Source organism: Bacillus cereus group sp. RP43, from assembly GCF_040459645.1.
GTDB classification, from domain to species: domain Bacteria; phylum Bacillota; class Bacilli; order Bacillales; family Bacillaceae_G; genus Bacillus_A; species Bacillus_A mycoides_C.
The window spans coordinates 1884505-1910761 of sequence record NZ_JARVHQ010000001.1; the positions used below are offsets into that span (position 1 = coordinate 1884505).

Consider the following 26257-nt stretch of genomic DNA (forward strand, 5'->3'; position numbering starts at 1 on the left):
ATTTTCTGAAAAGTAAATCATTAACAAAGAGTCTCTCAAGGGTTGATAATGTACATATAATTAGGGAGGGTATAAAAATGAAGAGAAAAAAGATGAAAAAGTTAACAGCGGTTGTAGTGCCGGTTTTAGCGATGAGTGTTGCATTGACAGCATGCTCTGGGTCAGGTGGGGAAAAGAAGACGACCACTACATCTAATAGTGGGGAAGAAAAAAAATCTGATATTAAATATGCAGCGAAGCAAGTATTAAATCGTACGGAAAACCAAGAGATTCCGACGATGGACACTTCTAAATCTACTGATACATTAGGGGCACAAATTTTAGGGAACACGATGGAAGGGTTATACCGTCTTGATAAAGATAATAAGCCTATTCCGGCTGCTGCAGAATCTAGTACGAAAAGCGAAGATGGCAAAAAATATACGTTTAAACTGCGTAAAGATGCGAAATGGTCAAATGGAGATCCTGTAACAGCAAAAGATTTCGTGTTCGGATGGCAGCGCTTACTTGATAAAAACACAGCTGCAGAATATGCATTTATTGCTTACTATATAAAAAATGCAGAAGCGATTAATAAAGGAGAAAAACCTGCAACTGAATTAGGAGCGAAGGCGGTAGATGATTACACGCTAGAAGTAGAATTAGAAAAACCGGTACCGTACTTCTTAAATTTACTAGCATTCCCGTCATACTATCCTTTAAATGAAAAGTTCGTAAAAGAAAAAGGAGATAAGTTTGGTTTAGAAGCAGATACAACGGTGTATAACGGGCCATTCGTTATGTCTTCATGGAAACATGAACAAGGATGGCAGTTGAAGAAAAATGATAAATATTGGGATAATAAGACTGTGAAATTAGAAGAAATTAATTATAGTGTAGTAAAAGAAGTTGCTACGAAAGTAAATTTATATGATACAGGATCAATTGATTTCACACTACTATCAGGAGAGTTTGTAGATAAATATAAATCGAATAAAGATGAATACGGTGAGTATGCAGAATCAAGTACATTCTTCTTACGTTTAAATCAAAAGCGTAACGGACAAGATACACCGTTAAAGAGTAAAAAACTTCGTGAAGCAATTGCATTATCAGTTGATAAAAAAGGTTTAGCAAATGTTATTTTAAATAATGGATCAAAAGCAACAGATCAATTGGTTCCAAAAGGGCTTGCGACAGGACCTGACGGTAAAGATTACCAAGACACGTTTAAAAATGGTCTGAAACAAGATACAAAAAAAGCAGCAGCTGCATGGGAAGAAGCGAAAAAGGAACTTGGAAAAGATCAAGTTACAATTGAATTACTAAGCTATGATGATGGAACTGCGAAAAAGATTGCTGATTATGTTAAAGATCAAATTGAGAAAAATTTAAAAGGTGTAACGATTAATACGAAAATTCAGCCGTTCAAACAAAAATTAAAATTAGAGTCAGCGCAAGATTATGAAATCTCTTATGCAGGCTGGAGCCCAGATTATGCGGATCCAATGACATTTATTGATATGTTTGAATCGAAGAGCCCATATAACCAAATGAGTTATTCGAATCCAAAATACGATGAAATGGTACAAAAAGCAGGTAATGAATTACTGTCTGATCCGAAGAAACGTTGGGAAGCGTTAGGGAAAGCAGAAAAATTATTCCTTGAAGAAGATGCTGGATTAGTACCTTTATATCAAACAGGAAGATCATATGTGATGAAGCCGAATGTAAAAGGAATTGTAAAACACAACATCAGTCCAGAATATAGCTTTAAGTGGGCGTATGTAACTGAGGATGGCGGAAAGAAATAACATGAAAGCATTTCAAAAGTGGCTAATATGCTTTTGAAATGCTTTTTTTGTATGGATAGGAGAATAAGGATCATGGAATTTTTGAGAAATGTTGAGGTTGCTTTTAATATTCTACTGTAGGATGGTAGAAGGAATTCAATAATTGGATAGATGAATGATAGTTAGAGATTTCATTTTTATAAGGAAAATATAGAACTTAGCAATAGCGAAGAATAAGAGGAGATATGTTTACATATAGTAGACGGGGGATAATTCATATAGTAGTTAAAACAACAAGTTACTATCATAAAAAAATAAATATTTAGAAAATTTACAAAAATACTTTACAAAACTCGAAAAAACAGTAGAATATTAATTAATAAGAATTTTCTGATAACAAAAGTTAATAGAGAATCTCTAAATGTTAATATCGTACATATAATTGGGGAGGGTACAAAAAAATGAAGAGAAAAAAGATGACAAAATTAACAGCGGTTGTAGCACCAGTTCTAGTAATGAGTATGGCATTAACAGCTTGCTCTGGATCAGGGGATAAAGATAAGGCAAGCACAACGCCGAAAAGTGGCGAAAAAGAAGGCGGAAAATTAGCTGCAAAGCAAGTGCTTAATTTAACAGAAACGCAAGAGATTCCATCTATGGATTCAGCAAAAGCGACAGACCAAGTATCGTTTCTTGCTTTAAACAACGTAATGGAAGGTTTATATCGACTTGATAAAGATAATAAAGCAGCACCAGGGGTTGCTGAATCATATAAAAAGAGTGATGATGGTAAAAAATATACATTCACATTAAATAAAAATGCGAAATGGTCAAATGGAGACCCTGTAACAGCTAAAGATTTCGTGTTTGCTTGGAAACGTGCGGTAGATAAAAATACAGCAGCGGAATATGCATACATTATGTTTGATTTAAAGAACGCAAAAGCAATTAATGATGGGAAAGCACCACTTGATACGTTAGGTGTAAAAGCTGTAGATGACTACACATTAGAGGTAGAATTAGAAAATCCAGTTCCTTACTTTGTAGAATTAACTTCATTCGGAACATTCTATCCGTTAAATGAAAAATTCGTAAAAGAAAAAGGTGAAAAATACGGTTTAGAGTCGGATACAACGTTGTATAACGGACCGTTTACATTAACAGACTGGAAACATGAAGAAGGTTGGAAGTTAAAGAAAAATGCACAATACTGGGATAATAAAACAGTTAAGTTAGAAGAAATCAACTTTAACGTAGTAAAAGATAGCGGTACACGTGTAAACTTATATGAAAGTGGACAAATCGATCGTGCAGCACTTGCATCTGAAATGGTTGACAAATATAAATCAAATCCAGATTTCTTTACACAAAAAACACCGTCAACGTACTTCTTACGATTAAACCAAAAACGTGGTAATCAAGATACAGTATTAAAGAGCAAAGATTTACGTTTAGCGATTGCAATGGCATATGATAAAAAAGGCTTAACGAATGTAATTTTAAATGACGGATCTACACCTGCAGATTACTTAGTACCAAAAGAATTTGCGAAGAGCCCAGATGGAAAAGACTTCCGTAAAGATAACGGAGATATTTTAAAAACAGATTTGAAAAAGGCAAAAGAGCATTGGGAAAAAGCGAAAAAAGAGCTTGGAAAAGAGCAAGTAACGGTAGAGCTATTAAACTATGATAGCGATAACGCGAAAAAAGTAGGAGAGTTCTTAAAAGGTGAGCTAGAGAAAAACTTACCAGGCTTAACAGTGAATTTGAAAAACCAGCCGTTTAAACAAAAATTAAAATTAGAATCAGATCTAGATTATGATTTATCTTACGCTGGTTGGGGACCTGACTACTTAGATCCAATGACATTCATTGATATGTTCGTTACAAATGGACCTCATAACCAAACTGGATATTCAAATCCGAAATATGATGAAATTGTAGAAAAAGGTAAAGGCGAGCTATTAACGAAAACGAAAGATCGCTGGGATAGCTTACTGAAAGCTGAGAAAATGTTACTTGAAGACGCAGCAATTGCACCATTATATCAACGTGGTGATGCTCTTGTTCAAAGACCGAAAGTAAAAGGTATTATTCACCATCCGGTTGGTGGAGATTATAGCTACAAATGGGCATATATTTCTGAAGATAAGTAAAAGAGAGGGCGCGCGATGCGCCCTTTTTTTATGCACTTTTCTTCCTTCCTGGAATATATAAAATAAAAAAGGGAGAATTCCATGAAACGAAACACATACATCGATTTTCTAGCTTATTACGGAATAGGGAGTGCTCATCCGGGTGGTTTTACGTTAACAAAACAATTATTAGCTCAATTGCCACTTAGACATGGAGCGAGTGTCCTTGAGATAGGTTGCGGCACGGGGAAAACAGCGGCGTATATGACAAAAGAATTGGGTTATAAAGTGACAGCGGTTGAAAAGAATGAAATTATGATTCAAAAAGCGAAAGATAGATGGTTGTTTGATGGTTTAAATATACAATTGATTCAAGGAGATGTAGAAGGATTACCGTGTTTAAATGATTCATTTGAGCTTGTACTTGGAGAATCCATACTCGCTTTTACAAATAAAGAAAAGGTTATTTCGGAATGTTATCGTGTATTACAGAAGGATGGAAAGCTTGTTGTCATTGAAATGATTACCGAAAAACATATTGAGAAGAAAGAGGAAGAAAAGATTGGACAGTTATATGGTATTAAAGAATTATTAACTGAGAATGAGTGGGTTCATTTGTTTAAAGCAGCAAATTTCAAAAGAGTTACAATTGCGGGTGGCGGAACTATTGCAGAAACAGTTGTAGGACATATGGAAGAGCCAGAGTGGAATGTATCACCGTTTATTCCGGAAGAATTGTATGAGGCGTGGGTGCAACACGAACAAGTACTGCTTATGTATCAACATATTTTAGGGCATCGCATTTTTATATGTGAAAAATAGAGAAAAAGAGTTGGCTAAAGATAGTCAACTCTTTACTATGTTAGATGAAAAATAATGCAGCCAAAGTAATTCCAAAAATAAAGCCAAATCCGAGTTCAAGGCCCCAGCCACCGCCGCCACAACCACCGCAACCACGACCGCCGCATCCACAGCCACTAAATCCACCACTGAATCCACCACTGAATCCACCGCCGCATCCAAATCCACAGTTATCACATCTGCTAATACCACCGCAAATATCACATCCACCGTTTGAATATGCGTCATAGTATCCGAATCCTGTATCAAAAGATGAGCGCTGTTGCATTGGTTCAATCCAAACAGAATCGTTTGTTACATCGATTATTTTGCCTAAGTGAATGCGACCATCATGATCTTCAATTCGAACAACTTTACCGAAATAACGTTGGCATGTATCATAACATCTTTTTCTATGCATGCTCTTTCCTCCTTCCGTATTACCGTAATACGATATGTAAGCAGGACAAGTGCGGCTTGTACGAATGACCTATCTATCATAATTGTTATACGAAAGGGGAAATATACGAACAGGATACATAACGAGGAGGAAGGGAAATGAAATCTACAGACCAATTTCAGACGTACGAAGTTCCTTGGGAAGAATTTATTGAAGCATTGCGGGGGGAAATAAAGAAACAAGTAGGGGCGGATATTATTGATACGGTCGTATGTAATTTGAAGGATGGTTTTGAAGTGTATACATATGTGCAAGGAGATTTAGATTTTGAATATAAGGAGGCGCTTGAAAGAAAGTACGGAAGCGATGCGAAGATACCTAACTTACTAACTGTTATGCTGGTAGCTAGCATTTATAATACGGGTGAAGAGAATATACGTTTACATGCAGATCAAAAGGAAAATCCGATTGTTGAAGTGTATGTGAAGAAATAAAGTGAAACTTTAATCAGTGGGGGTTCTGTTCCTCCCCCACTGATTATTAGCCCTCACCAATCGGGCTTTTACGAGCAGTTGATCTCATCTCCCATCTAACTTCTTTGCTTCAGCCCAATTTTGAGGTGGGAGTCTTACGGCTCGCAAATAGAGGGATAAAGAGTGCGCTAATTATAGCGCGCTCTTTATTTTTTGTATTGAAAAGAAAATCAAACTTTAATGGTGGAATTTATAGGGGGAAAAGTATGAAAGCTATGCGTTATTTCAGATATATAATAAGGAAAAAACTCGAAATAAAATATGGGAGTAGTTCATTTTTGTTTACATAATGTAATTGTTGTGAACTGTTGTCCTAAAATACAAGTCATATATCTTGTTTCCTCTCATAAATTTAAACATAGGAATTTGTCTACAAAGGTGGCGAAGCCTCATCATGAAAATTCGAATTTGTGCCACGTTCATGTTATTTCTATTTATATGTTTACCTTTTTCAGCTTTTGCAAAAGGAGAGGAGGCAAAGGAAAGGGTCGTTTCACTTGTATATGATGATTCGGGCAGCATGAGAAATAACGATCGCTGGAAGTATGCCAATTACGCCTTGCAAAGTTTAGTTGCGCTATTAGATGAGAAAGATAAATTTTCTTACGTTCCAATGAGTAAGCCAGATGATTCGTTAAACATTTCGTTAACAAAGGATCAAAGGCAAACGGAAATTGATGGGATCGGCGCGTGGAAAACATATTTAAATACTCCATTTAGCGCAGTAGAAACGGCGATGCAATCTATAAAAAAGGAAGCAGATATAGATGGGAAACGTGAATTTTGGCTTATTGTATTAACTGACGGGGCATTTAATGATTTGGAGAAAGAAAAGGTTGGCGGAAAAGAACAAATTACACAGAAGTTAGCACAGTTTAAGAAAGAAATGGATTCTAAAAAGATTTCTTTACACCCAGTCTTAATCACGATGGAAGAGGATTTAGGGCAGCAAGAAAAAGAGCAGTTAAATACGTTTAAAGAGATTTGGAAAAAAGAAATGAATGGAGTTGTCATGCCGTCTAGCGGTGAGGATGGTATTGTACAAAGTGTAAATCAAGTGGCAGCATTAGTTGCTAATCGTGATCCATTTTCTTCTGTTGAATCGATTGTTAAAACGAAAATAGTAGGGAAAAAAGTAGAGATTACAACACCGTTTCCATTAAAGCGTATGACGCTTGTACGACAATCACCTTCTTTGTCTAATTATAAAGTTATGCAACTTTCCAAACCGTTACAATTGCAGTCTTCTTTTTCTATACATGCACCAGGAGAAGCTAAATTATTCGGAAATATAGTGCATGTAAGTACAGCGAATCAGGAAGTGATTAAGCCAGGGACATATACGATAGAAGTGGATCAGGACATTGAGAAAGAGGGATTACAAGTACTTGTTGAACCAGCGCTTAATTATACTGTTTCTACGTATGACAAAGATGATAAAGATAGAAAAAATGTTGAGAAAATGTATGAAGATGTGACAGCTGTTATTGAAGCAAAGCCTACTGAATTACCAATTCAAACTTCTTATTTCGAAGCAGAAGTAGAAATAGACGGAAAGCAGTATCCGATGAAGTGGGATGATAAAAGACATGTGTTTTATTACGAGACAAAAGTTGGTAAAGAGTTAGTACGCGGGAAAGTCCATATGAATATAAAGGGGTTTTATAGACAGACGAAAGAATTCAAGATTGAACCAACTGAAAAACCAAAATTATCACTTCAAGCTGTTACGAAAGATTATGAAGAAAAGGTAACAAATTTAGAAAATAGTAAACCGTTCATTTTACAACCATTATTAAATGGTGAACCAATGACAGAAGAGGCTGTAAAGAAACTATTAAAATCTACTGGTGTCACATCCAATCAATCGATCAACTACGAATTAAAACAGCATGGTAATCAAATTTACGTTTATCCTCGACCTTATTACTCCGACACATTCAATTTTACAGATACCGGCACCGTAGAGGCTACCATCACAATCAATGATTCAAAATTACAAGAAGTAAAGGAAAAGATTGTACTTCACATTGAAAATGCGCCGTTTTTTGAGAAGTATGCGCTCATTTTTAAATTTGTAATTCCTATCACTTTATTACTTTTAATAGTAGGAATTATTATTTTAGGATGGATTGTTCGCCCGAGATTTCATCGGAAAGCATTACTATATTACGAATGGGATCAAGAAGTAGCGAAAGATTGGCTTTATCAATCTGAACCAGAGTTACTTAAAAATAAATGGTGGAAGCACTATTTTGGCATTCCATTCCGAGCAGAAAGAAAGACGGTGCAATCTGTAACATTAATAGCGAAAAAAGGATCGAAATCTATATTTGTAGCGAAAGAATCGCAAGTAGTTGGGATGATTATTGATGGAATGTTTATTACAGAGGAAGAAGTGGGAATGGAACATAAGACATTGTATCCAAATGAAATTTTATTAATTGATAGAGGATATGGTAAGGAGATTTACCGGTATGAATGTGAATAGTAGATAGGGGTAAGGGAGACAGAGGCAGAGTGGCCCCTTTATCCTTTTTTCAAACAAGCACGAATAGGAAGGTGGTTCACATGACATTACAAGTTCCAACGATATTAATTGGATTAGGTGGAATCGGTAGTACTGTCACACATCAAATATATGAAAAATTACCAGAGGAGCGTCGTAAAAAGGTAGCGATGCATGTATTTGATACAGATGTGAATACATTGAGTAAATTTGATCATATTCGGAAGTTTAAGACGCAAACGAGTTCGAGTAAAACGCCGAGAGAGTATATTGCGGGAGATCCAACGATTCCGGAGTGGTTCCCAATGGATCCGACTATACTGGATAAACCGTTAACAGAAGGAGCGGGACAGTTACGCGTCATTTCACGTTTAGCGTTACGTGCTGCGATGAAAGAAGATAAATTGACGTCCTTTTGGCAAGAAATCGAGAAGATTTTTCCAGTTACAAGTGATCAGACGGAATATGGTGTGCGTGTCATTATTGTAACGTCGTTAGCTGGCGGAACAGGCTCAGGGATGTTTTTACAAATCGCATTATATTTGCGTGAAATGCTTCGGAAAAAATTGCAGCATCATAACATTTTAATTCGCGGTGCGTTTTTAATGCCAGATGTTTTAGTTAAGACGAGAACGGTTAGTGCGAAAGAGTTTGAAACTGTGCAAGCGAATGGTTATGCATCGTTAAAAGAGTTGCACGCTATTACGCTCGGATCAACTGGTGAATTATCAAAACGAGGCGGTGTAACGATTGAATTAGAATATCGTCCTGATCAAGTGGATGAAGATGGAAGAACGAATCATACGATAAAGCAGCATCATTTACCGTACAATTATTGTTTCTTGTATGATTATGAAAATTTACATGGGCACCATTTGCACAATTTATCGGATTATATGGAGCAAATGGCAAATACAATTTATTTACAGTTATTCAGTCCAATGTCTGCAAATCATTTTGCGCAAGAAGATAATCAAATTCAGCAATTGGCAGAATCGAGTGGGAAAGGGAGATATTGCGGAGCAGGAACGGCAAAACTTATTTATCCGTATGAGCACGTTTTGAAATACTGTGCTTTAAAATGGGCGGTGCAAGGTTTAGATGAATCTTGGCTTCATTTAGATCAACTGTTTCAAGAGAAGAAGCAAAGATACGATCAAGATGTAAAACGTGGTATGCAGCGTGAAAAGCCCGAGCGCGGGAAAAGTTATTTAGAAGATTTAGAGCATCTTGCTACTCGTCCAGAGCAGGCCCATATTTTTTATAGACAAATGTTCAATGAGACGCGCGAAGGGGCAGAGGGCGGTAAGGTCGGTGTCGCGAAGTCTAAGTTGTTTTTAGAGGCTGTCGAAAGCTATGTACACCGTACAGTGCAAAAAGATGAAGAATTAAACCGCCTGCAGCATGAGTGTAAAATATCGGCTGCGAAACTGAAAATGATGGAACAAATGAAAGGTGAAGTAGCGAGAGTTGATCATGCGGTTCGTTTATATGCTTATGCGATTCCGAGCCGTGTACATGAGCATGTGACTACTCTTTTATATGACATGATCGAATCAGATCGTTTTACACCGAGTGGCTCAGAAGGACAGTCTTATCAATTAAATACATGGTTCTTAAAGAAAACGGATCCTGTCCATCCAGTCGCAGCACGTTTTATGCTGTATGAAATTCGAAAGCAGTTAGTAGAGAAGATGAATCGACTACATGAAAATAATGAACAAAAGCGTAATTTAATTCAAAACTACGATAAGAAATTTAATGTGAGTAATATTGATGGAACGGTAACGGCTGTTCGCCGTGTTGAAATTGCACAGCAACAAGGCTGGGTCGGCAAAATGTTTTATAATCAGCAACGTTTGTTCAAAAAAGAATTTGAAGATATCGTAACGCAATATGTCCACAAATTAAGTGAGTATCGTAAAGAAATGTTGTTAGAACTCGTGTATCAATCGCTATACCAAGCAGTTGGTAAAATGATTCAATATTGGGAAAGATTCTTTGATAATTTACACGAAACACGTGAAAATTTATTGTTTGAAATTGAAAAGCGAAGCAAGGAATTTGAGGGGAAAACGAACCCGACGAATGTATACGTATTAGCTGAAGAGAAATTGCAAGAAAAGATTTGGCAAGATATGCAGCAACATTTAAATTTAGGTGTCTTACCGAAAGATATATCGTCCGAAATTTATATGAGCTTGTACGGGGAATATTGCCGTGATGCGAAAGCCGAAGAAATTCAGTCGAAAAAGGTGGAAGACTTCTATCGTGAACATATATTGAGTTATTGTTATGACGAACTTCAAGTACGCTATCGTGACAAACTAGAGCTTAATATCGTTGAAGCGTTGCGAAAAGAAGCAGATTTCAAGAAACGTGATCGTGATGAATACGTTCGTGAAAAAATTGAAGATCTTTTCCATTTAGCAAGTCCGTTCGTTCCGAAAGTTTCTCATCATAGAGAATTACAATATTGGGGCGTACATCCATCTTTAAAACAAGAATTACAAGAAGAGTTATTGCAAGAAATGTTTAAAGAAAAAGATACGGTAAACGAGGCGTTTTCACCATTTGAAGTGATTTGTTATCGTGCTCATTACGGATTATCGCTACAAGATTTTCCTAAGCTTTCATCTGGGCATATTGCAAATGGCTTTATGAACGATAAAGGTGACTACTTTCAATCATATTATCGCCGTGTAAACAAATTAAATAGTAAAAAATCTAGTTTGACACCGCATTTAGATAAATATTGGCATTTACCAGCCTTTATGCCAGACTTGAATGCAACGCAAACGAAGTTAGATTACGATAAATGTAATCGTGCTCTTCTATATGCGTATATGTATCGTTGGATTAGCTTAGTTGCTGTTGATGGTCAATTCGTGTATCAATATAATGGTGTTGGCCGTAGCTTTTTAATCCAGTCGATGGGGAAAAATATTTCAAGTGAAAGTTATAAGTTGCACAGAGCATTGCTTCATAATCCTTTTATTTATGAAAATATTTTGTCCAGGTTTGAAGAAGAGCAAGAAAAGGCAATGATACAAGGTGGGCATTTATATACACATGCATTTGTATTAGGTGCTCAAGATATTAGATGGCTTCGTAAAGAGCATGTCCATAATATTTTAGATATGATTTTAATGTATGATCGTGAGGCGAAATATGATCCGACGTTAGAAGAAACATCAGATGAGTTGTTAAGACTATTCCTTGATGAAATTGAGCTGTATTTTCAAAACTATTACGGAACAGGTGCAGATATGGTTGCAAAGAAAGAGAAAGAGATGTTTATGAAACAATTGTGGGATCGTTCGTATGCGAAAGGGTATGTGGATCCAAATAGTGCGCCTTATAAAAAATGGCAAAATGTATTGCATGTTCCGGATGAAGAAGAAGCACCAAAAACGAATGTATAATGAGTGAAAAGGGAATCCTTAAGAATGGCAATACAACTTTAGAAATGAGGGATTCCGATGCCGTTTTTAGGAAGTGTATATCAAATATTTGGATTATATCCAGAAATTTATCATGCGATGATTTCAGCAGAGCTGCAAGAAGAAGCTCAAAAGGAACATATCAATAATAATAGTACAGAGATTGAAGCGGAAGAATAAAGCGCAGATGAAAATCTGCGCTTTTTTATTGCCTTAAGTGAAAATACTGTTTGCAATTTGTAGGGAAGTTAATCGGTTTAACAAAATGAATAGTTATTTTTATATAATGAAGAGACTGGTTTTATTGTGTTTGCATACGGGGATTACATTGAGTTAAATGTATAAAAATGAATTTTGAAATAATGAAAATTGTATTAAAATGGGAATCTGCAGTGTTGGTGAGTGGTATCGTATATTTTGGAATGCTATTTTATTTATAATTATTCAATTCGGGTGAATTAATTATATTGTTGACAATATAATTAATCGTGTGATAAATTCAATCAATCTTATAAAAACATGCTTGTTAACAAGCATGTTTTTATAAGATTGATTTTTCAGATTTTTTAGATGGGTAATTTGTGGAGTTTATATAGGGAGTGAAAGTAAAGCATGAATATTATTAATGTGTAATAGCAACAGTAATAAAGATTGTAATGAGTAAGGGATAATTTTGAAAAAGAGGTTTTTATGAATGAATTTATTTATAAAGAAAGCAATGAATGAAGAAAAGAAAAAAGTGTTAAAGCAAACTTTAGGAGCAATTGATTTAACGCTTTTAGGAATTGGAGCAATTATTGGTACAGGTATTTTCGTATTAACAGGTATTGTAGCGGCGAAACATGCTGGTCCAGCAATTGTATTATCTTTCATGTTAGCCGCAATTGTATGTGCTTGTGTAGCTTTTTGTTATGCTGAATTTGCATCTACAGTCCCGGTCTCAGGAAGTGTGTATTCGTATACGTATATGACATTAGGTGAGATTTTTGCTTTTATAGTTGGCTGGTGTGTCATGTTAGAGTACTTATTAGCTACTTCCGCGGTGGCGGCGGGATGGTCAGCCTATTTTCAGTCATTGCTACTAGGGTTTAATATTCATATTCCGGCAATCGTTGCTTCTGCACCAGGGATGGGGAATGGCGGGATTATCGACTTGCCAGCGGTTATTATTATTTTAGTTGTTACATTTTTACTAAGTCGTGGTGTGAAAGAAAGTGCACGTATAAATAATGCAATGGTTATTATTAAACTGGCTGTTATTTTAGTATTTATTATTGTAGGAGCAAACTATGTAAAGCCAGAGAATTGGCAGCCGTTTCTTCCTTTTGGATACCATGGTGTTATTGGAGGAGCTGCTACTGTATTTTTTGCCTTTTTAGGTTTCGATGCAGTTGCAACAGCAGCAGAGGAAGTGAAACGCCCACAACGCAACGTTCCAATTGGATTACTTGTCTCTTTATGCATTTGTACAATTCTTTATGTTGGTGTTTCATTCGTGTTAACTGGAATGGTTCCATTTACGGATCTGAATGTAGCTGATCCAGTTGCATATGCACTGCGTATTGTAGGAGAGGATAGAATTGCTGGTCTATTATCAGTTGGAGCGATAGCTGGTTTAACAACAGTTCTGTTAGTTGCTATGTTCGCATTTGTTCGAGTATCATACTCGATGAGCCGAGATGGATTGTTACCAAAAAGATTTTCGAGTGTTCATAAACGTTATCAAACACCATTTTTTAATACATGGATTACGGGTATTCTTGCGGCTGTATTAGCAGGTTTATTGGACTTGAATTTGTTGGCAAATTTAGTGAACGTGGGAACGATAACAGCTTTCATATTTGTATCTATAGCTGTAATTGTATTAAGGAAGACACATCCTAATTTGAAAAGACCGTTCCGTGCTCCGTTAGTTCCATTCTTACCTATACTTGCGATAGTAAGTTGTTTATATTTAGCATTAAATCTTTCTAAAACCACTTTAATCAGTTTTGCAATTTGGGTTATTGTAGGTATTTTTATTTATTTTATATACGCGAAAAAACATAGTAAGATTAGAAATAGAGTATAAGGTATTACAATTATGGTTGTAGGCTAAAGTTTTTTTACCTATAGCCATTTTTATTTGTGCGCACCTTATTTTCGTGTTAACATAAAGCGAATTTTTTAAGGGAGAGAAAGAGATGAAATGGATTTATTTTATTATTATCAACGTTATAGCATTTAGTATGATGGGGCTTGATAAGCGAAAAGCAAAGAAAAAGCAGTGGAGAACGCCAGAAAGTACGTTGTTTTTATCAGCTGCAGTTGGAGGAGCGATTGGAGCTTGGATTGGTATGTATATGTTTCATCATAAGACACATAAAAGTAAATTTGTTTTCGGTATTCCAGTGCTCGTTATTATAACAGTAGGAGTGTTTTTATACATATAACGGATTTGCAAGAGGAATGTCGAAAGAAATGCAGATTGAATATTGGTAAAGTAAGTATGTGAGACCTTATAATGAAGAAAAAAAGAGAAGAGGAGAACAGGGAAGATGGGGAGTCAAACAGCAGAGCAAAAGCAGGGGATTATATATGCGGCGGGTGCGTATACGATGTGGGGAGTCCTTCCGATTTATTGGAAATGGGTGGAGGAAGTACCGGCGGATGAAATATTAGCACACCGCATCGTTTGGGCATTTGTTTTTATGTTGTTAGTTTTAGGGATAACGAAGAGGTTTCGTCAGTTTGGTGGGGAGTTAGTGGCCCTTTTTAAACGACCTAAATTATTAATGTCATTAACAATTGCTTCGGTACTTATTAGTGGAAACTGGTTTGTATACATATGGGCCGTAAATCATAACCATGTAATCGAAGCAAGTCTTGGGTATTATATTAATCCACTTATAAGTATTTTACTTGGTACAGTTGTTTTAAAAGAGAAGCTTAATTTTTGGCAATATGTTGCGGTTGGTTTAGCTGGAGTAGGTGTTGTTATTTTAACGGTACGTTTCGGATCAATTCCATGGGTTTCTCTTTCACTTGCTTTTTCATTTGGATTATATGGATTAACGAAAAAATTATTAAATTACGACGCAACAATTGGGCTTACGATGGAAACGATGTTAGTGACGCCATTTGCACTTATATATTTGTTTATGACAGGAGTGCATGGTTTCGGTTCGTTCGGTTCTATTTCGGCAATATCAACGTTTCTTTTAATAGGGGCGGGTATTGTTACAGCATTACCACTCTTTTATTTTGCTAAAGGAGCACAACTTATTCCGCTCTATATGATAGGATTTTTACAATACATCGCGCCGACTATTAGTTTAATTTTAGGGGTGTTCGTTTTTGGTGAACATTTCACATCTACTCATATGATTGCATTTTTCTGTATATGGATTGCTTTATTTGTCTTTTCAATGGCGAAAACAAAGTTTCTACTACAGAAACAACCAAAATTTATTAAAAATAAATCAGCAAAAGTATCATAATGCGTAGTATTTTCTACGCATTTTTCTTTATACTTATATTATATAGAAATTCCATTATAGTCAGTGAGGAGCTGAAAAACATGGAAACAATTTTACATAATGATCCACTTATAGCAGCTATAATCTCTTGGTTTTTAGCACAGTTAACGAAAGTCGTTTTTAAATTAATAAAAACAGGCGAGTTTGATTTTGCTAAGTTCTTTGCTTCAGGTGGAATGCCAAGTTCGCATGCTTCGACTGTTACTGCACTTGCTACAGGTGTCGGAGTGGTGGAAGGTGTGGAGAGTCCAATATTTGCGGTTGCCGCTATTTTTGCCATTATTGTTATGTACGATGCTTCAGGAGTAAGGCTTGCGGTAAGTAAGCAAGCGAAAATATTGAATGATTTTTTTCATGGTAGACAAACAGAATATAAAAAGTTAAATGAGCTCGTTGGACATACACCGTATCAAGTTGTTGTTGGTGCACTATTAGGAATTGTTGTCGGGGTTGGGTATTGTTTGTAAGCAGAATGTGTGTAATACACGTTCTGCTTTTCTTTGTTTTCATACATATTTAGCTAAGTTTTCGAATATCGTATACGGACTTAGAAAGGGTGGGTGAGCGGTGTGCTACTATATGACAAAGTGCGTGACGAAATAGAACGGAGAACGACTGCACTTCAAACGATGCAAAGACAAGATGGGACGTGGAGATTTTGTTTTGAAGGAGCACTGTTAACAGATTGTCATATGATTTTTTTACTCAAATTGTTAGGGCGAGACGATGAAATAGAGCCGTTTGTGAAAAGGTTGGTATCTCTTCAAACAAATGAAGGGACTTGGAAATTATATGAGGATGAAAAGGGAGGGAATTTATCCGCAACGATTCAAGCATATGCAGCTTTACTTGCTTCAAAGAAGTATTCGAAAGAAGATGTGAATATGAGGCGAGCTGAAATGTTTATTAAGGAACGCGGTGGAGTTTCTCGTGCTCATTTTATGACGAAATTTTTATTAGCGATTCATGGAGAATATGAATTTCCTACGCTTTTTCACTTTCCAACGCCAATCTTATTTTTACAAGATGACTCCCCCCTCAGTATATTTGGGCTAAGCAGCTCAGCGCGTATACATTTAATTCCGATGATGATTTGTATGAATAAGAGATTCCATGTAGAGAAAAAGTTATTGCCAAATTTAAATCATATTGCAGGTGGGGGTGGGCAATGGTTTCGAGAGGAGCGGTCTCCGCTGTTTCAATCGTTTTTAGGTGATGTGAAAAAGGTAATATCTTATCCATTATCATTACATCATAAAGGATACGAAGAAGTAGAGCGCTTTATGAAGGAGCGTATAGATGAAAATGGAACTTTGTATAGTTATGCGAGTGCTACGTTTTATATGATTTATGCTTTGCTTGCATTAGGGCACTCTATTCAGTCTCCAATTATTGAGAAAGCTGTGACAGGATTAAAATCTTATATATGGAAGATGGACAGAGGAAGTCATTTGCAAAATTCTCCTTCTACCGTATGGGATACCGCTTTACTTAGCTATTCATTGCAAGAAGCTAAAGTTACAAATGAAAATAAGATGATTCAAAGGGCGACAGAGTATTTATTGCAAAAACAACAAACTAAAAAGGTAGATTGGAGCGTACATGCATCATCACTTGTAGCTGGCGGTTGGGGATTTTCAGATGTTAATACGACGATCCCTGATATAGACGATACTACAGCTGTCCTTAGAGCGTTAGCGCGAAGTAGAGGGAATGATAGAGTAGATAAGGCTTGGGGCAGAGGCGTGGAATGGGTAAAAGGATTGCAAAACAACGAAGGAGGCTGGGGAGCTTTTGAACGAGGGGTAACGAGCAAGTTACTATCGAATTTGCCGATTGAAAATGCGAGTGATATGATAACCGATCCGTCCACACCAGATATTACAGGTAGGGTGTTAGAATTATTCGGAACGTATGCACCGAATGAATTGCCTGAAGAGCAAAAAAAGAAAGCTATCAAATGGTTAATGGATGTACAAGAACAGAATGGATCATGGTATGGAAAATGGGGGATATGTTATATATATGGGACATGGGCAACGATGACAGGCTTACGTGCAGTAGAAGTGCCTTCTACTCATCCATCGTTGAAAAAAGCAGTTTCATGGCTCGAGCATTTGCAGCATGAAGACGGAGGGTGGGGAGAATCCTGTCAAAGTAGTGTAGAGAAAAAATTTATTTCTTTACCCTTTAGCACGCCGTCACAAACAGCGTGGGCACTTGATGCACTTATTTCTTACTACGATCAAGAAACACCGATTATTCGAAAAGGAATTTCATATTTGCTCGCGCAGTCTACTATGAATGAAAAATATCCTACTGGTACAGGGTTACCGGGTGGCTTTTATATTCGCTACCATAGTTATGGGCATATATATCCGTTACTTGCCTTAGCGCACTATGTAAAGAAATATAGAAAATAAACCGAGAGATACTCTCGGTTTATTTTGATGGGTAGTAGGTCCCTGTTGAAAAGAATAAGGAACGTTGTAGTGCCTTATTTTTCTGCTGATTGGCGTTTTTGACGTGCATCAGCGGCATTTGCACGTGCGTTTGCTTCTAAGTCATTGTGGTCAGCGAGTTCGCGAGCGAACTCAACATCAATGCCATCGGCAGCTTTGTTTCGATTTACATTCTTTTTTTTCATTCGACACAATCTCCTTGTGTTTTATCCCGCATAAACGGGTAGTAAAACTCCCACCTCAAAATTCAGATGGAACAAAGAAGCTAGGTGGGAGATTAACTGCCCGTAAATGCCCGATTGGTGAGGGCTAATAATCAGTGGGGGATGAACAAACTCTCTACTGATTAAAGTTTCACTTTATGCGGCGTTGCAAAGTTAGTTTGACACAAATAGACTTTTTTATACAAAGAGGATTTGGAAAGCATAGAGCCGAAATATACAATATAACTAATAGAAATGGGGGATAGGGATGGACTTGTTGAATGGGAAAACAGCTGTTGTAACGGGTGCTGCACAGGGGATTGGAAAAGAAATCGCACGAGTTTTTGCAAAACTAGGGGCTAAAGTATTAATTAGTGATGTAAATGAAGAGAAGCTACAAGAAACGACACGTGAATTATCAGATGAAGGGTATGATGTGAGCTTATATCGATGTGATGTGAGTAATCAAAATGAAGCGAAGTCGTTAATTGAATATGCGGTGCAAAAATTTGGTACATTACATATTTTAGTGAATAACGCTGGGATTACAAAAGATGCAATGTTACATAAGATGGAGAAGTCTGCTTGGGAACAAGTATTACAAGTGAACTTAACTGGCGTTTTTTATTGTATGCAGCCAGCACTTCTTTATATGAGACAACAACAGTATGGACGGATTATTAATATTTCTTCTATTAGTAGGGAAGGAAATATTGGACAAGCAAATTATGCGGCTACAAAAGCAGGGGTTGTAGGCTTAACAAAAACAGCAGCGAAAGAGGTTGGAAGTTTTGGTATTACGTGTAATGCGATTTGTCCAGGGTTTATGGATACTGATATGACAAAAACAATACCGGATAAAGTAAAAGAGAAAATGGTTGGAGCGATTCCAGTTGGAAGAATCGGAACACCGGAAGATATTGCAAACGCAGCTGCCTTTTTAGCATCAGAGTATGCGTCTTACATTACAGGAGAGGTATTAAATGTGAGCGGTGGGTTGCAAGTGTAAATGAATACATAATGAAAAGAACCTGACCGAGTAGGTCAGGTTCTTTCTCGTTAATTTAAGTTAATCCAAACGCTCTTCACTTCTGTATAGTTGTTCAGCGCGTAAGATCCCATTTCGCGGCCAAGGCCAGATTGTTTAAATCCTCCAAATGGAGATGCTGCATCAAAGACGTTATAACAGTTTACCCATACTGTACCTGCACGTACTTTGCTTGCAATATAATGTGCAGTTTTTACGTTTTCTGTCCATACACCAGCCGCTAAGCCGAATTGTGATTTATTCGCACGATCAATTACTTCATCAATATCGTTAAACGGTAATGCAGAAATAACTGGACCGAAAATTTCTTCTTTAGCGATTGTCATCTCATCATTTACATCAGCGAATACTGTAGGAGAAACGAAGTAACCTTGATCGAATGGTTTGTTTCCTCCGCAAAGTACTTCAGCACCTTCTGCAATGCCTTTTTCAATATAGCCCATTACACGTTTTTGCTGTTCTTCAGAAACTAGAGGTCCGATTGTAGTCTCTGGATTTAGACCAGCGCCTTGATTTAATTTTTTTGAATATAGAACGAGATCAGCCATGACATTGTCGTACATTTTCTTCGGAATAAATAAGCGTGACCCAGCGCAGCACACTTGTCCTTGGTTAAACATAACACCAGAAAGCGCAGCTGGAATCGCTCGAGATAAATCAGCGTCTGGTAAAATAATATTTGGCGACTTACCACCAAGCTCTAATGTAACGCGTTTTAACGATTCAGATGCTTGTCTCATAATTTGTTTGCCGACTGGAGTAGAGCCTGTAAATGCAATTTTATCTACGAGTGGATGATTAACGAGAGCTTGTCCAGCTGTTTCACCGAATCCAGGAACGATGTTAACAACGCCTTTCGGGAATCCAGCTTCTTCAATTAATTCAGCTAAGTATAGAGCGGATAATGGAGTTTGTTCTGCAGGTTTTAAGACGATTGTACATCCTGTTGCAAGGGCTGCTCCCATTTTCCACATTGCCATAAGAAGTGGGAAGTTCCATGGGATAATTTGACCGACAACACCAACAGCTTCATGGCGTGTATAGTTAAAATATTCACCAGAAACAGGGATTGTTTGTCCAACGATTTTTGTAGCCCAGCCAGCATAATAGCGCATATGTTCAATTGCAAGAGGAACGTCTGCTGCTAAAGTTTCGCGGATTGGTTTTCCGTTATCTAACGTTTCAAGCTGTGCCAGCTCTTCTTTATGCTCTTCCATTAAATCAGCAAGTTTGTACATAAGACGGCTTCGTTCAGCAGTGCTCATGCGTGACCAAGGACCTTCATCGAAAGCCATTCGAGCAGCTACCACAGCTTTATGAATGTCTTCGCGACCAGCTTCAGCAACGATAGCGAGTGTTTCACCAGTTGCTGGGTTAGGAGTTTTAAATGTTTTTCCGGAAGCGCTTTCAATGAACGCTCCGTTCACATATAGTTTCTTTGTGCCTTGAAGAAATTTCTCTACCTTTTCATGAAGATTTACAGCTAGTTGACTCATTGTATAACCCCCTTGAAAATATAATTTAAACGCAGTACGAGACGGCGTTTATTCCGAAATCAAGGATGTGGGAACTAGATGAAAAGCCTCTACTTAAAATCATAAATAACAAATGCTGAAAATTCAAATTTCATTTTCATTACAATTGTAAAAAATATGTAATGAAACATTGTATTCTATATAATTACAAAAAATCCTGCGCGTTTTTGTTTTCTAGTAGGAAAAACTAGAAAAACAGTGGTACAATTATACATCGTGAGAGGAGGGAGAAAATGAAGAATTATCATGATGATCCGCGCTTTCGAGTTGCCCATAGAGAAGCGTTAATTGGACTTGGCTTAGCTATTATTAATTTTATAATATGGTATGGATTTGCTTATGGGCTTGGAAGTAAGGATCCGAGTGAATATACATATGTATTAGGTTTTCCAGCATGGTTTTTTTATAGCTGTATCGTTGGATTTATCGTAATGGTTATTTTGCTTATTTTAGTTGTTCGTTTTTTATTTCAAGATATTTCACTCGATGAGGAAGAAAAAAGTGAGGAATGATAGATGAATTGGTATGTAATAATCCCAATGATAATTTCTTTTATCGTTGTGTTTTTAATTGGTGTATATGCATCAAGACGTGTACAAGCAACCGCTAATAATAAATTTTTACAAGAATATTTTCTTGGTGGGCGTGAACTTGGTGGCTTATTATTAGCTATGACGATGATTGCTACGTACGGTAGTGCAAGTAGCTTTATCGGCGGGCCTGGTATTGCTTACAATATAGGTCTTGGATGGGTGCTGTTATCAGCGATTCAAGTTGTAACAGGATATATCGTTTTAACGGTTATCGGTAAAAAGTTTGCTATTATCGCTAGGAAGATGGAAGCAATTACGCTTATTGATTATTTAAAGGGCAGATACAATAATAAAGCGGTAGTTGTTCTTTCTGCGTTATGTATTATAATCTTTTTGTTCTCAGCAACAGTAGCCCAGTGGGTTGGCGGCGGACGATTAATTGAGTCGCTAACAGGACTTTCCTACACAACGGCACTATTTTTATTTACATTTTCTGTACTTGTGTATGTGTTAATTGGTGGATTTCGTGCAGTCGCTTTATCAGATACGTTATTAGGAATCATTATGTTAGTGGGAACAACAATCATTTTAATTGCTACTGTCATTGCTGGTGGCGGAGTTGAAAAGATTATGCAGGAACTCGTTCAAATTAATCCGAATTTAATAACACCGTTTGGGGCGGATGGCAGTTTAACGAAATCATATGTTACATCATTTTGGATTTTAATTGGAATTGGCGTCGTTGGTTTACCACAAATTAGCGTGCGTGCTATGTCTTATAAAAATTCAAAAGCTATGCACCAAGCATTAATCATTGGAACGGTTGTCGTTGGTACGATTATGATTGGTATGCATTTAACGGGTGTGTTTGCAAGAGTAGTCCTTCCTGGTATAACGGTCCCAGATAAAGTAATGCCGCTACTCGCGATGGAAGTGTTGCCACCTTGGTTAGCTGGAGTTTTCTTAGCTGCACCAATGGCAGCGATAATGTCTACTGTAAACTCATTATTATTACTTGTAAGTTCGTCAATTATTAAAGATATATATGTGAACTACATAAATAAAGATGCCGCGGATAGTACGATAAAGAAAGGTAGCCTATGGATTACTGGTATCGTAGGATTACTCGTATATGCTGCCGCTATTAAGCCGCCAGACTTTTTAATTTGGTTAAATTTATTTTCTTTCGGTGGTTTAGAAGCAGCGTTCATTTGGCCGATTGTGTTAGGACTATATTGGAAAAAAGGAAATGCAACTGGAGCTCTCGCATCTATTTTAGTTGGAGTAGGTTCCTATATGTTTATTCACCTTTGCTATCCTAATCCATTCGGTATACATACAGTTGTTTTCCCGATTTGTTTTGCATTTATTGCTTATATAATTGGAAGTATGAGTGCTGTGAAAAAAACAATATAGGTTAGATGAAGAACGTAGTCCTTATAGACTGCGTTTTTTCGTATGAATTTGTTCTTTTTTATTCTGTATATCTACGGCTGTTCATAAATTAATAACAATTGAGGGGATGGAGTTGAGGTCGATGAAAAAAGTGTTGTTTTTGGGAGACCCGGGAATTGATGACTCTTTAGCCATAATGTATGGAATTCTGCATCCTGATATTGATATTGTTGGTGTTGTAACAGGATATGGAAATGTAACGCAAGAAAAGGCGACAAGTAATGCAGCATATTTATTGCAAATGGCAGGAAGAGAAGATATACCTGTTATTAATGGTGCGAAAATCCCTTTATCCGGAGATGTTACAACGTATTATCCGGAGATTCATGGGGCAGATGGCTTAGGCCCTATTAAACCGCCAAAAGCATTTTCACCTAATATAAAACCTTTTTGTGCATTTTTTGATATTCTTGAAAAGTATAAAGGTGAATTAATCATTGTTGATGCTGGCAGGTCAACGACACTAGCGACAGCATTTATTTTAGAAAAACCGATGATGAAGTATGTGAAAGAATATTATATAATGGGCGGTGCTTTCTTAATGCCTGGTAATGTTACACCAGTTGCAGAGGCGAATTTTCATGGTGATCCCATTGCGTCACAATTAGTTATGCAAAATGCCAAGAATGTGACATTAGTGCCACTTAACGTTACATCTGAAGCTATTATTACGCCGGAGATGGTAAAGTATATAACGAAACACTCTAAAACAAGTTTTAATAAGTTAATCGAACCGATATTTACGTATTATTATAAAGCTTATAAAAAGTTAAATCCCAAAATAACAGGTAGTCCAGTACATGATGTTGTTACAATGATGGTAGCGGCAAATCCATCTCTTTTAGATTACGTGTATCGCCGTGTTGATGTCGATACGATTGGAGTTGCGAAAGGGGAAAGTATCGCTGATTTTCGCCCGCAGCCTGAAGCGAAAGCATTGAAAAATTGGGTGAGAATTGGTTGGTCATTACATTATAAAAAGTTTCTTGAGGATTTTGTGAAAATTATGACGTAGACATAATAGGAACATACAAGTTAAAATAATGGAGATGATTATTTAAATAATCATCTCCATTATTTTGTTTTTAAGAGATAAATAGAGAAGAGTTACACAATAGGAGAGGAATTTCACTTGAAAAAAACTATAGTATGCGCAGTGATTGTGGGTATTTTTGTTTTGCTGATATCGGGTAACTTTTTAGTGAAAAAAGTGTGGAGTTCAAATAATGATGATGCGCAGTACATAGCATCCTTTATTGAAGAACATAAAGATGAAAAAAATAGTGCGCTTTTAATAAAAAGAAATGATAAAGTCGTATATTCTGTTAATCCTGAAGTAGTCTTACCAGTCGCAAGTACGATGAAATTAATTGTGGCACTTGAATTTACGAAACAAGTTACAGAGGGGAAAATCGATCCGTCTAGTTTCGTTTCAATTAATGATGTGAATCGTTATTATGTGCCGAATACAGATGGTGGTGCACAAGATAGATGGCAAAATTATTTGCAAAAAAAAGAGAAGATAACTGAAGGAGCGGTTTCTTTAGAAGAAGTTGCAAAAGGAATGGTTAAGTTTAGTTCTAATGCAAATACTGAATATTTAATGGAGGTATTAGGATTAGACAATATTAATCGGAATTTACAAAGTTTAGCGCTTCCTGCACATCAACCGCTATTTCCGATTGTTTCATCTTTATACATTCCGGGATATTTGCATAAAGAATTACATGTTCCAAAATATAAAATAGAGAAAAAGTTAAAGGAAATGTCTCAAGAGCAATATCGTGAATATGCTATGATTATTCATGAACGCTTAAAAAAGAAGGGACCATTATTACAGAAGGAAATTCCTCTGTATTTAGAGGAACGATATGATAAAATTTGGTCGGATAGATTGCCGGCTGCGTCCGCTAACGATTATATGGTACTGCTTCAAAAGGCCAATCATCAAGGTGGTCTTACAGAAGCGGAAGAAAAAGTGTGGGCGAATATTGTTGAAACAGATATGAGTGCAAAGAAATATCGTAAAACATTCAGGCATGCCGGGCAAAAGAATGGTTATACACCATGGACGGTAACAAAAGCAGTTTATGCAATGGATAAACGCGGAAACTGTACAGAAATTGTTTTCTTGGCAAATAATTTAAATGAAGATGACAGTGCTGAAATACGTAAACATTTAGCAAATCTACACTTCCAAGTGTTGCAAAGTGATAAGTATGATGCGACTTTTATTAAATAAACTCGGTGCTATGAGCGCCGAGTTTATTTTTATGTACAAGCACTTTTTCACCATCGCTGGGTATGATGGGTAGTAACACCTAGGCGAAAGGGGAAAAGGTGATGAAACAGAGTAAAGAAGAGTTTATTAAAAATGAAGGCGCTGATTTCCCTGGGAAAACATATGTAGATTGTGTATTACAGCATGTATTTAATTTTCAGCGTAATTATTTATTAAAAGATATGTTTCAAGTGCATAGGGCACATATTACTATGTTAACTGAAGAAAAGTTAATGAAAAGAGAAGAAGCGAAAGTTATATTAACCGCACTTAAAAAAGTAGAGGGGATTCCAAAGGAGAAGTTGCTATATACAGAGCAACATGAAGATCTTTTTTTCTTAGTTGAACATTTGCTTTCTCAAGAAGCAAAGTGTGAATTTGTAAGTAATATGCATATCGGTAGAAGTAGAAATGATATGGGTGTAACGATGTATCGCATGAGTTTACGGCAATTTGTATTGCGGTTAATGGAACATCATTTATTGCTGCAAGAAAGTATGCTGGAGCTTGCCGGTGAACATATGGAAACAATTATGCCTGCGTATACACATACACAACCGGCGCAGCCGACGACATTTGGTCATTATGTTTTGGCCATTTACGATACGATGCAACGAGATTTAGAAAGAATGAAAAAAGCGTATCATCTTTTAAATCATTCTCCAATGGGGGCAGCTGCCCTTTCTACAACAAGCTTCCCAATTAAGAGAAAACGAGTGGCACAGTTACTTGGGTTTACAAATGTAATTGAGAACTCATATGATGCTGTTGCTGGAGCGGATTATTTATTAGAAGTTAGCTCGTTACTAATGGTTATTATGACGAATACGAGTAGATGGATTCATGATTTTTTACTATTAGCGACGAAAGAATATGATGGGATTACTGTAGCGAAGCCATATGTGCAAATAAGTAGTATTATGCCACAAAAACGAAATCCTGTTTCAATAGAACATGCCCGTGCTATTACGAGTAGTGCTTTAGGGGAAGCATTTACTGTATTTCAAATGATTCATAATACACCATTTGGCGATATTGTCGATACGGAGGATGACTTGCAGCCGTATTTATATAAAGGAATCGAAAAGGCGATTCGTGTTTTTTGTATTATGAACGCAGTTATTCGAACGATGAAAGTAGAAGAGGAAACGTTAAAAAGTCGTTCATATAAACACGCGATTACGATTACAGATTTCGCAGATGTTTTAACAAAAAACTATGAAATACCATTTCGGCATGCACATCATGCAGCAAGTGCGATTGCGAATATGTCATTGGAGCAGAAAAAGGAGTTACATGAATTAAATTTCAAAGACATAAATGTATACTTACAAGAAAATTTGAAAGTAAATTTATTAGAAGAAGAGTGGAAAGAAATTATATCACCAGAAGCTTTTATTCAAAAAAGAAATGTATATGGTGGACCGAGTAAAAAAGAGATGGAGCGTATGATTAATAAACGTAAAGAATCGTTTCGAAAAGAAGAAGAGCTATTTGAGAAGGAAAAGAAGAGAGTTTTGCATGCTGAAAATGATTTGAACACATTAGTTTCAAATATTATCGAATCGTAAAAGAAGGATTTAATGAATT

At 36.6% G+C, this 26257-nt stretch carries 21 protein-coding genes; 18 read left to right on the forward strand and 3 right to left on the reverse strand.

Features of this window, described 5'->3' with window-relative positions; translation table 11 throughout:
* Positions 1-77: 77 nt before the first annotated feature.
* The 3 genes from QCI75_RS09910 to QCI75_RS09920 all read left to right on the forward strand — a co-directional run bounded on the left by QCI75_RS09910 (position 78) and on the right by QCI75_RS09920 (position 4729).
* Entirely contained in the window at positions 78-1793 is a 1716-nt protein-coding gene (locus QCI75_RS09910) for a peptide ABC transporter substrate-binding protein (RefSeq protein ID WP_144503785.1), read from the forward strand.
* 440 nt (positions 1794-2233) lie between these two features.
* On the forward strand, positions 2234-3928 hold the full coding sequence (locus QCI75_RS09915; RefSeq protein ID WP_144503783.1) for a peptide ABC transporter substrate-binding protein: 1695 nt from the start codon (positions 2234-2236) through the stop codon (positions 3926-3928).
* An 81-nt stretch (positions 3929-4009) separates the two neighbouring features.
* A complete protein-coding gene (locus QCI75_RS09920; RefSeq protein ID WP_353760366.1) occupies positions 4010-4729 on the forward strand; it encodes a class I SAM-dependent methyltransferase in 720 nt (239 codons plus the stop codon).
* Positions 4730-4769: 40 nt separating this feature from the next.
* Here QCI75_RS09920 and QCI75_RS09925 read toward each other — a convergent pair whose 3' ends face one another.
* On the reverse strand, positions 4770-5168 hold the full coding sequence (locus QCI75_RS09925) for a hypothetical protein (protein WP_353760367.1): 399 nt from the start codon (positions 5166-5168) through the stop codon (positions 4770-4772).
* Between the two features lie 137 nt (positions 5169-5305).
* On the opposite strand from QCI75_RS09925, the gene QCI75_RS09930 reads away from it, so the two are divergent.
* From QCI75_RS09930 to QCI75_RS09970, 9 genes are all read left to right on the forward strand, one after another.
* On the forward strand, positions 5306-5641 hold the full coding sequence (locus tag QCI75_RS09930) for a hypothetical protein (RefSeq protein ID WP_098777410.1): 336 nt from the start codon (positions 5306-5308) through the stop codon (positions 5639-5641).
* 433 nt (positions 5642-6074) lie between these two features.
* Positions 6075-8171, forward strand: a complete 2097-nt coding sequence (locus QCI75_RS09935) for a vWA domain-containing protein (RefSeq protein WP_144503775.1) — start codon at positions 6075-6077, stop codon at positions 8169-8171.
* 80 nt (positions 8172-8251) lie between these two features.
* Positions 8252-11614: a tubulin-like doman-containing protein gene (locus QCI75_RS09940; RefSeq protein WP_144503773.1), complete on the forward strand. Its 3363-nt coding sequence runs from the start codon at positions 8252-8254 to the stop codon at positions 11612-11614.
* Between the two features lie 57 nt (positions 11615-11671).
* Positions 11672-11812, forward strand: coding sequence for a hypothetical protein (locus QCI75_RS09945; protein ID WP_002121303.1), 141 nt, complete (start codon positions 11672-11674; stop codon positions 11810-11812).
* Between the two features lie 514 nt (positions 11813-12326).
* Positions 12327-13703 (forward strand): branched-chain amino acid transporter BcaP, encoded by a 1377-nt coding sequence (gene bcaP / locus QCI75_RS09950; protein WP_144503771.1) that lies wholly within the window; start codon positions 12327-12329, stop codon positions 13701-13703.
* Between the two features lie 112 nt (positions 13704-13815).
* The gene (locus QCI75_RS09955) at positions 13816-14064 is read left to right on the forward strand and encodes a DUF1294 domain-containing protein (RefSeq protein WP_353760368.1); all 249 of its coding nucleotides are present in this window, start codon (positions 13816-13818) and stop codon (positions 14062-14064) included.
* Between the two features lie 105 nt (positions 14065-14169).
* On the forward strand, positions 14170-15111 hold the full coding sequence (gene rarD, locus QCI75_RS09960; RefSeq protein WP_144503769.1) for an EamA family transporter RarD: 942 nt from the start codon (positions 14170-14172) through the stop codon (positions 15109-15111).
* Positions 15112-15191: 80 nt separating this feature from the next.
* Positions 15192-15617 (forward strand): divergent PAP2 family protein, encoded by a 426-nt coding sequence (locus QCI75_RS09965; protein ID WP_000447809.1) that lies wholly within the window; start codon positions 15192-15194, stop codon positions 15615-15617.
* A gap of 102 nt (positions 15618-15719) precedes the next feature.
* On the forward strand, positions 15720-17573 hold the full coding sequence (locus QCI75_RS09970; RefSeq protein ID WP_144503767.1) for a terpene cyclase/mutase family protein: 1854 nt from the start codon (positions 15720-15722) through the stop codon (positions 17571-17573).
* Positions 17574-17647: 74 nt separating this feature from the next.
* Here the strand turns inward: QCI75_RS09970 and QCI75_RS09975 are convergent, their stop codons facing one another.
* Complete coding sequence (locus tag QCI75_RS09975) at positions 17648-17797, reverse strand: YfhD family protein (protein WP_353760369.1); 150 nt, start codon at positions 17795-17797, stop codon at positions 17648-17650.
* Between the two features lie 286 nt (positions 17798-18083).
* Between QCI75_RS09975 and fabG the strand changes: the two genes are divergently transcribed.
* Positions 18084-18824, forward strand: coding sequence for a 3-oxoacyl-ACP reductase FabG (fabG, locus tag QCI75_RS09980; RefSeq protein ID WP_002111090.1), 741 nt, complete (start codon positions 18084-18086; stop codon positions 18822-18824).
* A gap of 50 nt (positions 18825-18874) precedes the next feature.
* Here fabG and dhaS read toward each other — a convergent pair whose 3' ends face one another.
* Positions 18875-20359, reverse strand: coding sequence for an aldehyde dehydrogenase DhaS (dhaS, locus tag QCI75_RS09985; protein WP_131230915.1), 1485 nt, complete (start codon positions 20357-20359; stop codon positions 18875-18877).
* A 272-nt stretch (positions 20360-20631) separates the two neighbouring features.
* On the opposite strand from dhaS, the gene QCI75_RS09990 reads away from it, so the two are divergent.
* The 5 genes from QCI75_RS09990 to argH all read left to right on the forward strand — a co-directional run bounded on the left by QCI75_RS09990 (position 20632) and on the right by argH (position 26238).
* Positions 20632-20910 (forward strand): YhdT family protein, encoded by a 279-nt coding sequence (locus tag QCI75_RS09990; protein WP_002014357.1) that lies wholly within the window; start codon positions 20632-20634, stop codon positions 20908-20910.
* A gap of 3 nt (positions 20911-20913) precedes the next feature.
* A complete protein-coding gene (panF, locus tag QCI75_RS09995; RefSeq protein ID WP_144503763.1) occupies positions 20914-22347 on the forward strand; it encodes a sodium/pantothenate symporter in 1434 nt (477 codons plus the stop codon).
* A 121-nt stretch (positions 22348-22468) separates the two neighbouring features.
* Positions 22469-23401, forward strand: a complete 933-nt coding sequence (locus tag QCI75_RS10000) for a nucleoside hydrolase (RefSeq protein WP_144503761.1) — start codon at positions 22469-22471, stop codon at positions 23399-23401.
* Between the two features lie 117 nt (positions 23402-23518).
* A complete protein-coding gene (locus QCI75_RS10005; protein ID WP_144503760.1) occupies positions 23519-24628 on the forward strand; it encodes a serine hydrolase in 1110 nt (369 codons plus the stop codon).
* A gap of 101 nt (positions 24629-24729) precedes the next feature.
* Complete coding sequence (gene argH / locus QCI75_RS10010; protein WP_144503758.1) at positions 24730-26238, forward strand: argininosuccinate lyase; 1509 nt, start codon at positions 24730-24732, stop codon at positions 26236-26238.
* Positions 26239-26257: the final 19 nt, after the last annotated feature.

Bases quoted from the DNA above. Each gene is read 5' to 3' on its own strand.
- fabG (WP_002111090.1), top strand. From the start codon at position 18,084: ATGGACTTGTTGAATGGGAAAACAGCTGTTGTAACGGGTGCTGCACAG.
- QCI75_RS09955 (WP_353760368.1), top strand. From the start codon at position 13,816: ATGAAATGGATTTATTTTATTATTATCAACGTTATAGCATTTAGTATG.
- QCI75_RS09940 (WP_144503773.1), top strand. From the start codon at position 8,252: ATGACATTACAAGTTCCAACGATATTAATTGGATTAGGTGGAATCGGT.
- QCI75_RS09975 (WP_353760369.1), bottom strand. From the start codon at position 17,797: ATGAAAAAAAAGAATGTAAATCGAAACAAAGCTGCCGATGGCATTGAT.
- QCI75_RS09920 (WP_353760366.1), top strand. From the start codon at position 4,010: ATGAAACGAAACACATACATCGATTTTCTAGCTTATTACGGAATAGGG.
- panF (WP_144503763.1), top strand. From the start codon at position 20,914: ATGAATTGGTATGTAATAATCCCAATGATAATTTCTTTTATCGTTGTG.
- QCI75_RS09965 (WP_000447809.1), top strand. From the start codon at position 15,192: ATGGAAACAATTTTACATAATGATCCACTTATAGCAGCTATAATCTCT.
- QCI75_RS09935 (WP_144503775.1), top strand. From the start codon at position 6,075: ATGAAAATTCGAATTTGTGCCACGTTCATGTTATTTCTATTTATATGT.
- dhaS (WP_131230915.1), bottom strand. From the start codon at position 20,359: ATGAGTCAACTAGCTGTAAATCTTCATGAAAAGGTAGAGAAATTTCTT.
- QCI75_RS09915 (WP_144503783.1), top strand. From the start codon at position 2,234: ATGAAGAGAAAAAAGATGACAAAATTAACAGCGGTTGTAGCACCAGTT.
- rarD (WP_144503769.1), top strand. From the start codon at position 14,170: ATGGGGAGTCAAACAGCAGAGCAAAAGCAGGGGATTATATATGCGGCG.
- argH (WP_144503758.1), top strand. From the start codon at position 24,730: ATGAAACAGAGTAAAGAAGAGTTTATTAAAAATGAAGGCGCTGATTTC.
- QCI75_RS09990 (WP_002014357.1), top strand. From the start codon at position 20,632: ATGAAGAATTATCATGATGATCCGCGCTTTCGAGTTGCCCATAGAGAA.
- QCI75_RS10000 (WP_144503761.1), top strand. From the start codon at position 22,469: ATGAAAAAAGTGTTGTTTTTGGGAGACCCGGGAATTGATGACTCTTTA.
- QCI75_RS09910 (WP_144503785.1), top strand. From the start codon at position 78: ATGAAGAGAAAAAAGATGAAAAAGTTAACAGCGGTTGTAGTGCCGGTT.
- QCI75_RS09930 (WP_098777410.1), top strand. From the start codon at position 5,306: ATGAAATCTACAGACCAATTTCAGACGTACGAAGTTCCTTGGGAAGAA.
- QCI75_RS09945 (WP_002121303.1), top strand. From the start codon at position 11,672: ATGCCGTTTTTAGGAAGTGTATATCAAATATTTGGATTATATCCAGAA.
- QCI75_RS09925 (WP_353760367.1), bottom strand. From the start codon at position 5,168: ATGCATAGAAAAAGATGTTATGATACATGCCAACGTTATTTCGGTAAA.
- bcaP (WP_144503771.1), top strand. From the start codon at position 12,327: ATGAATTTATTTATAAAGAAAGCAATGAATGAAGAAAAGAAAAAAGTG.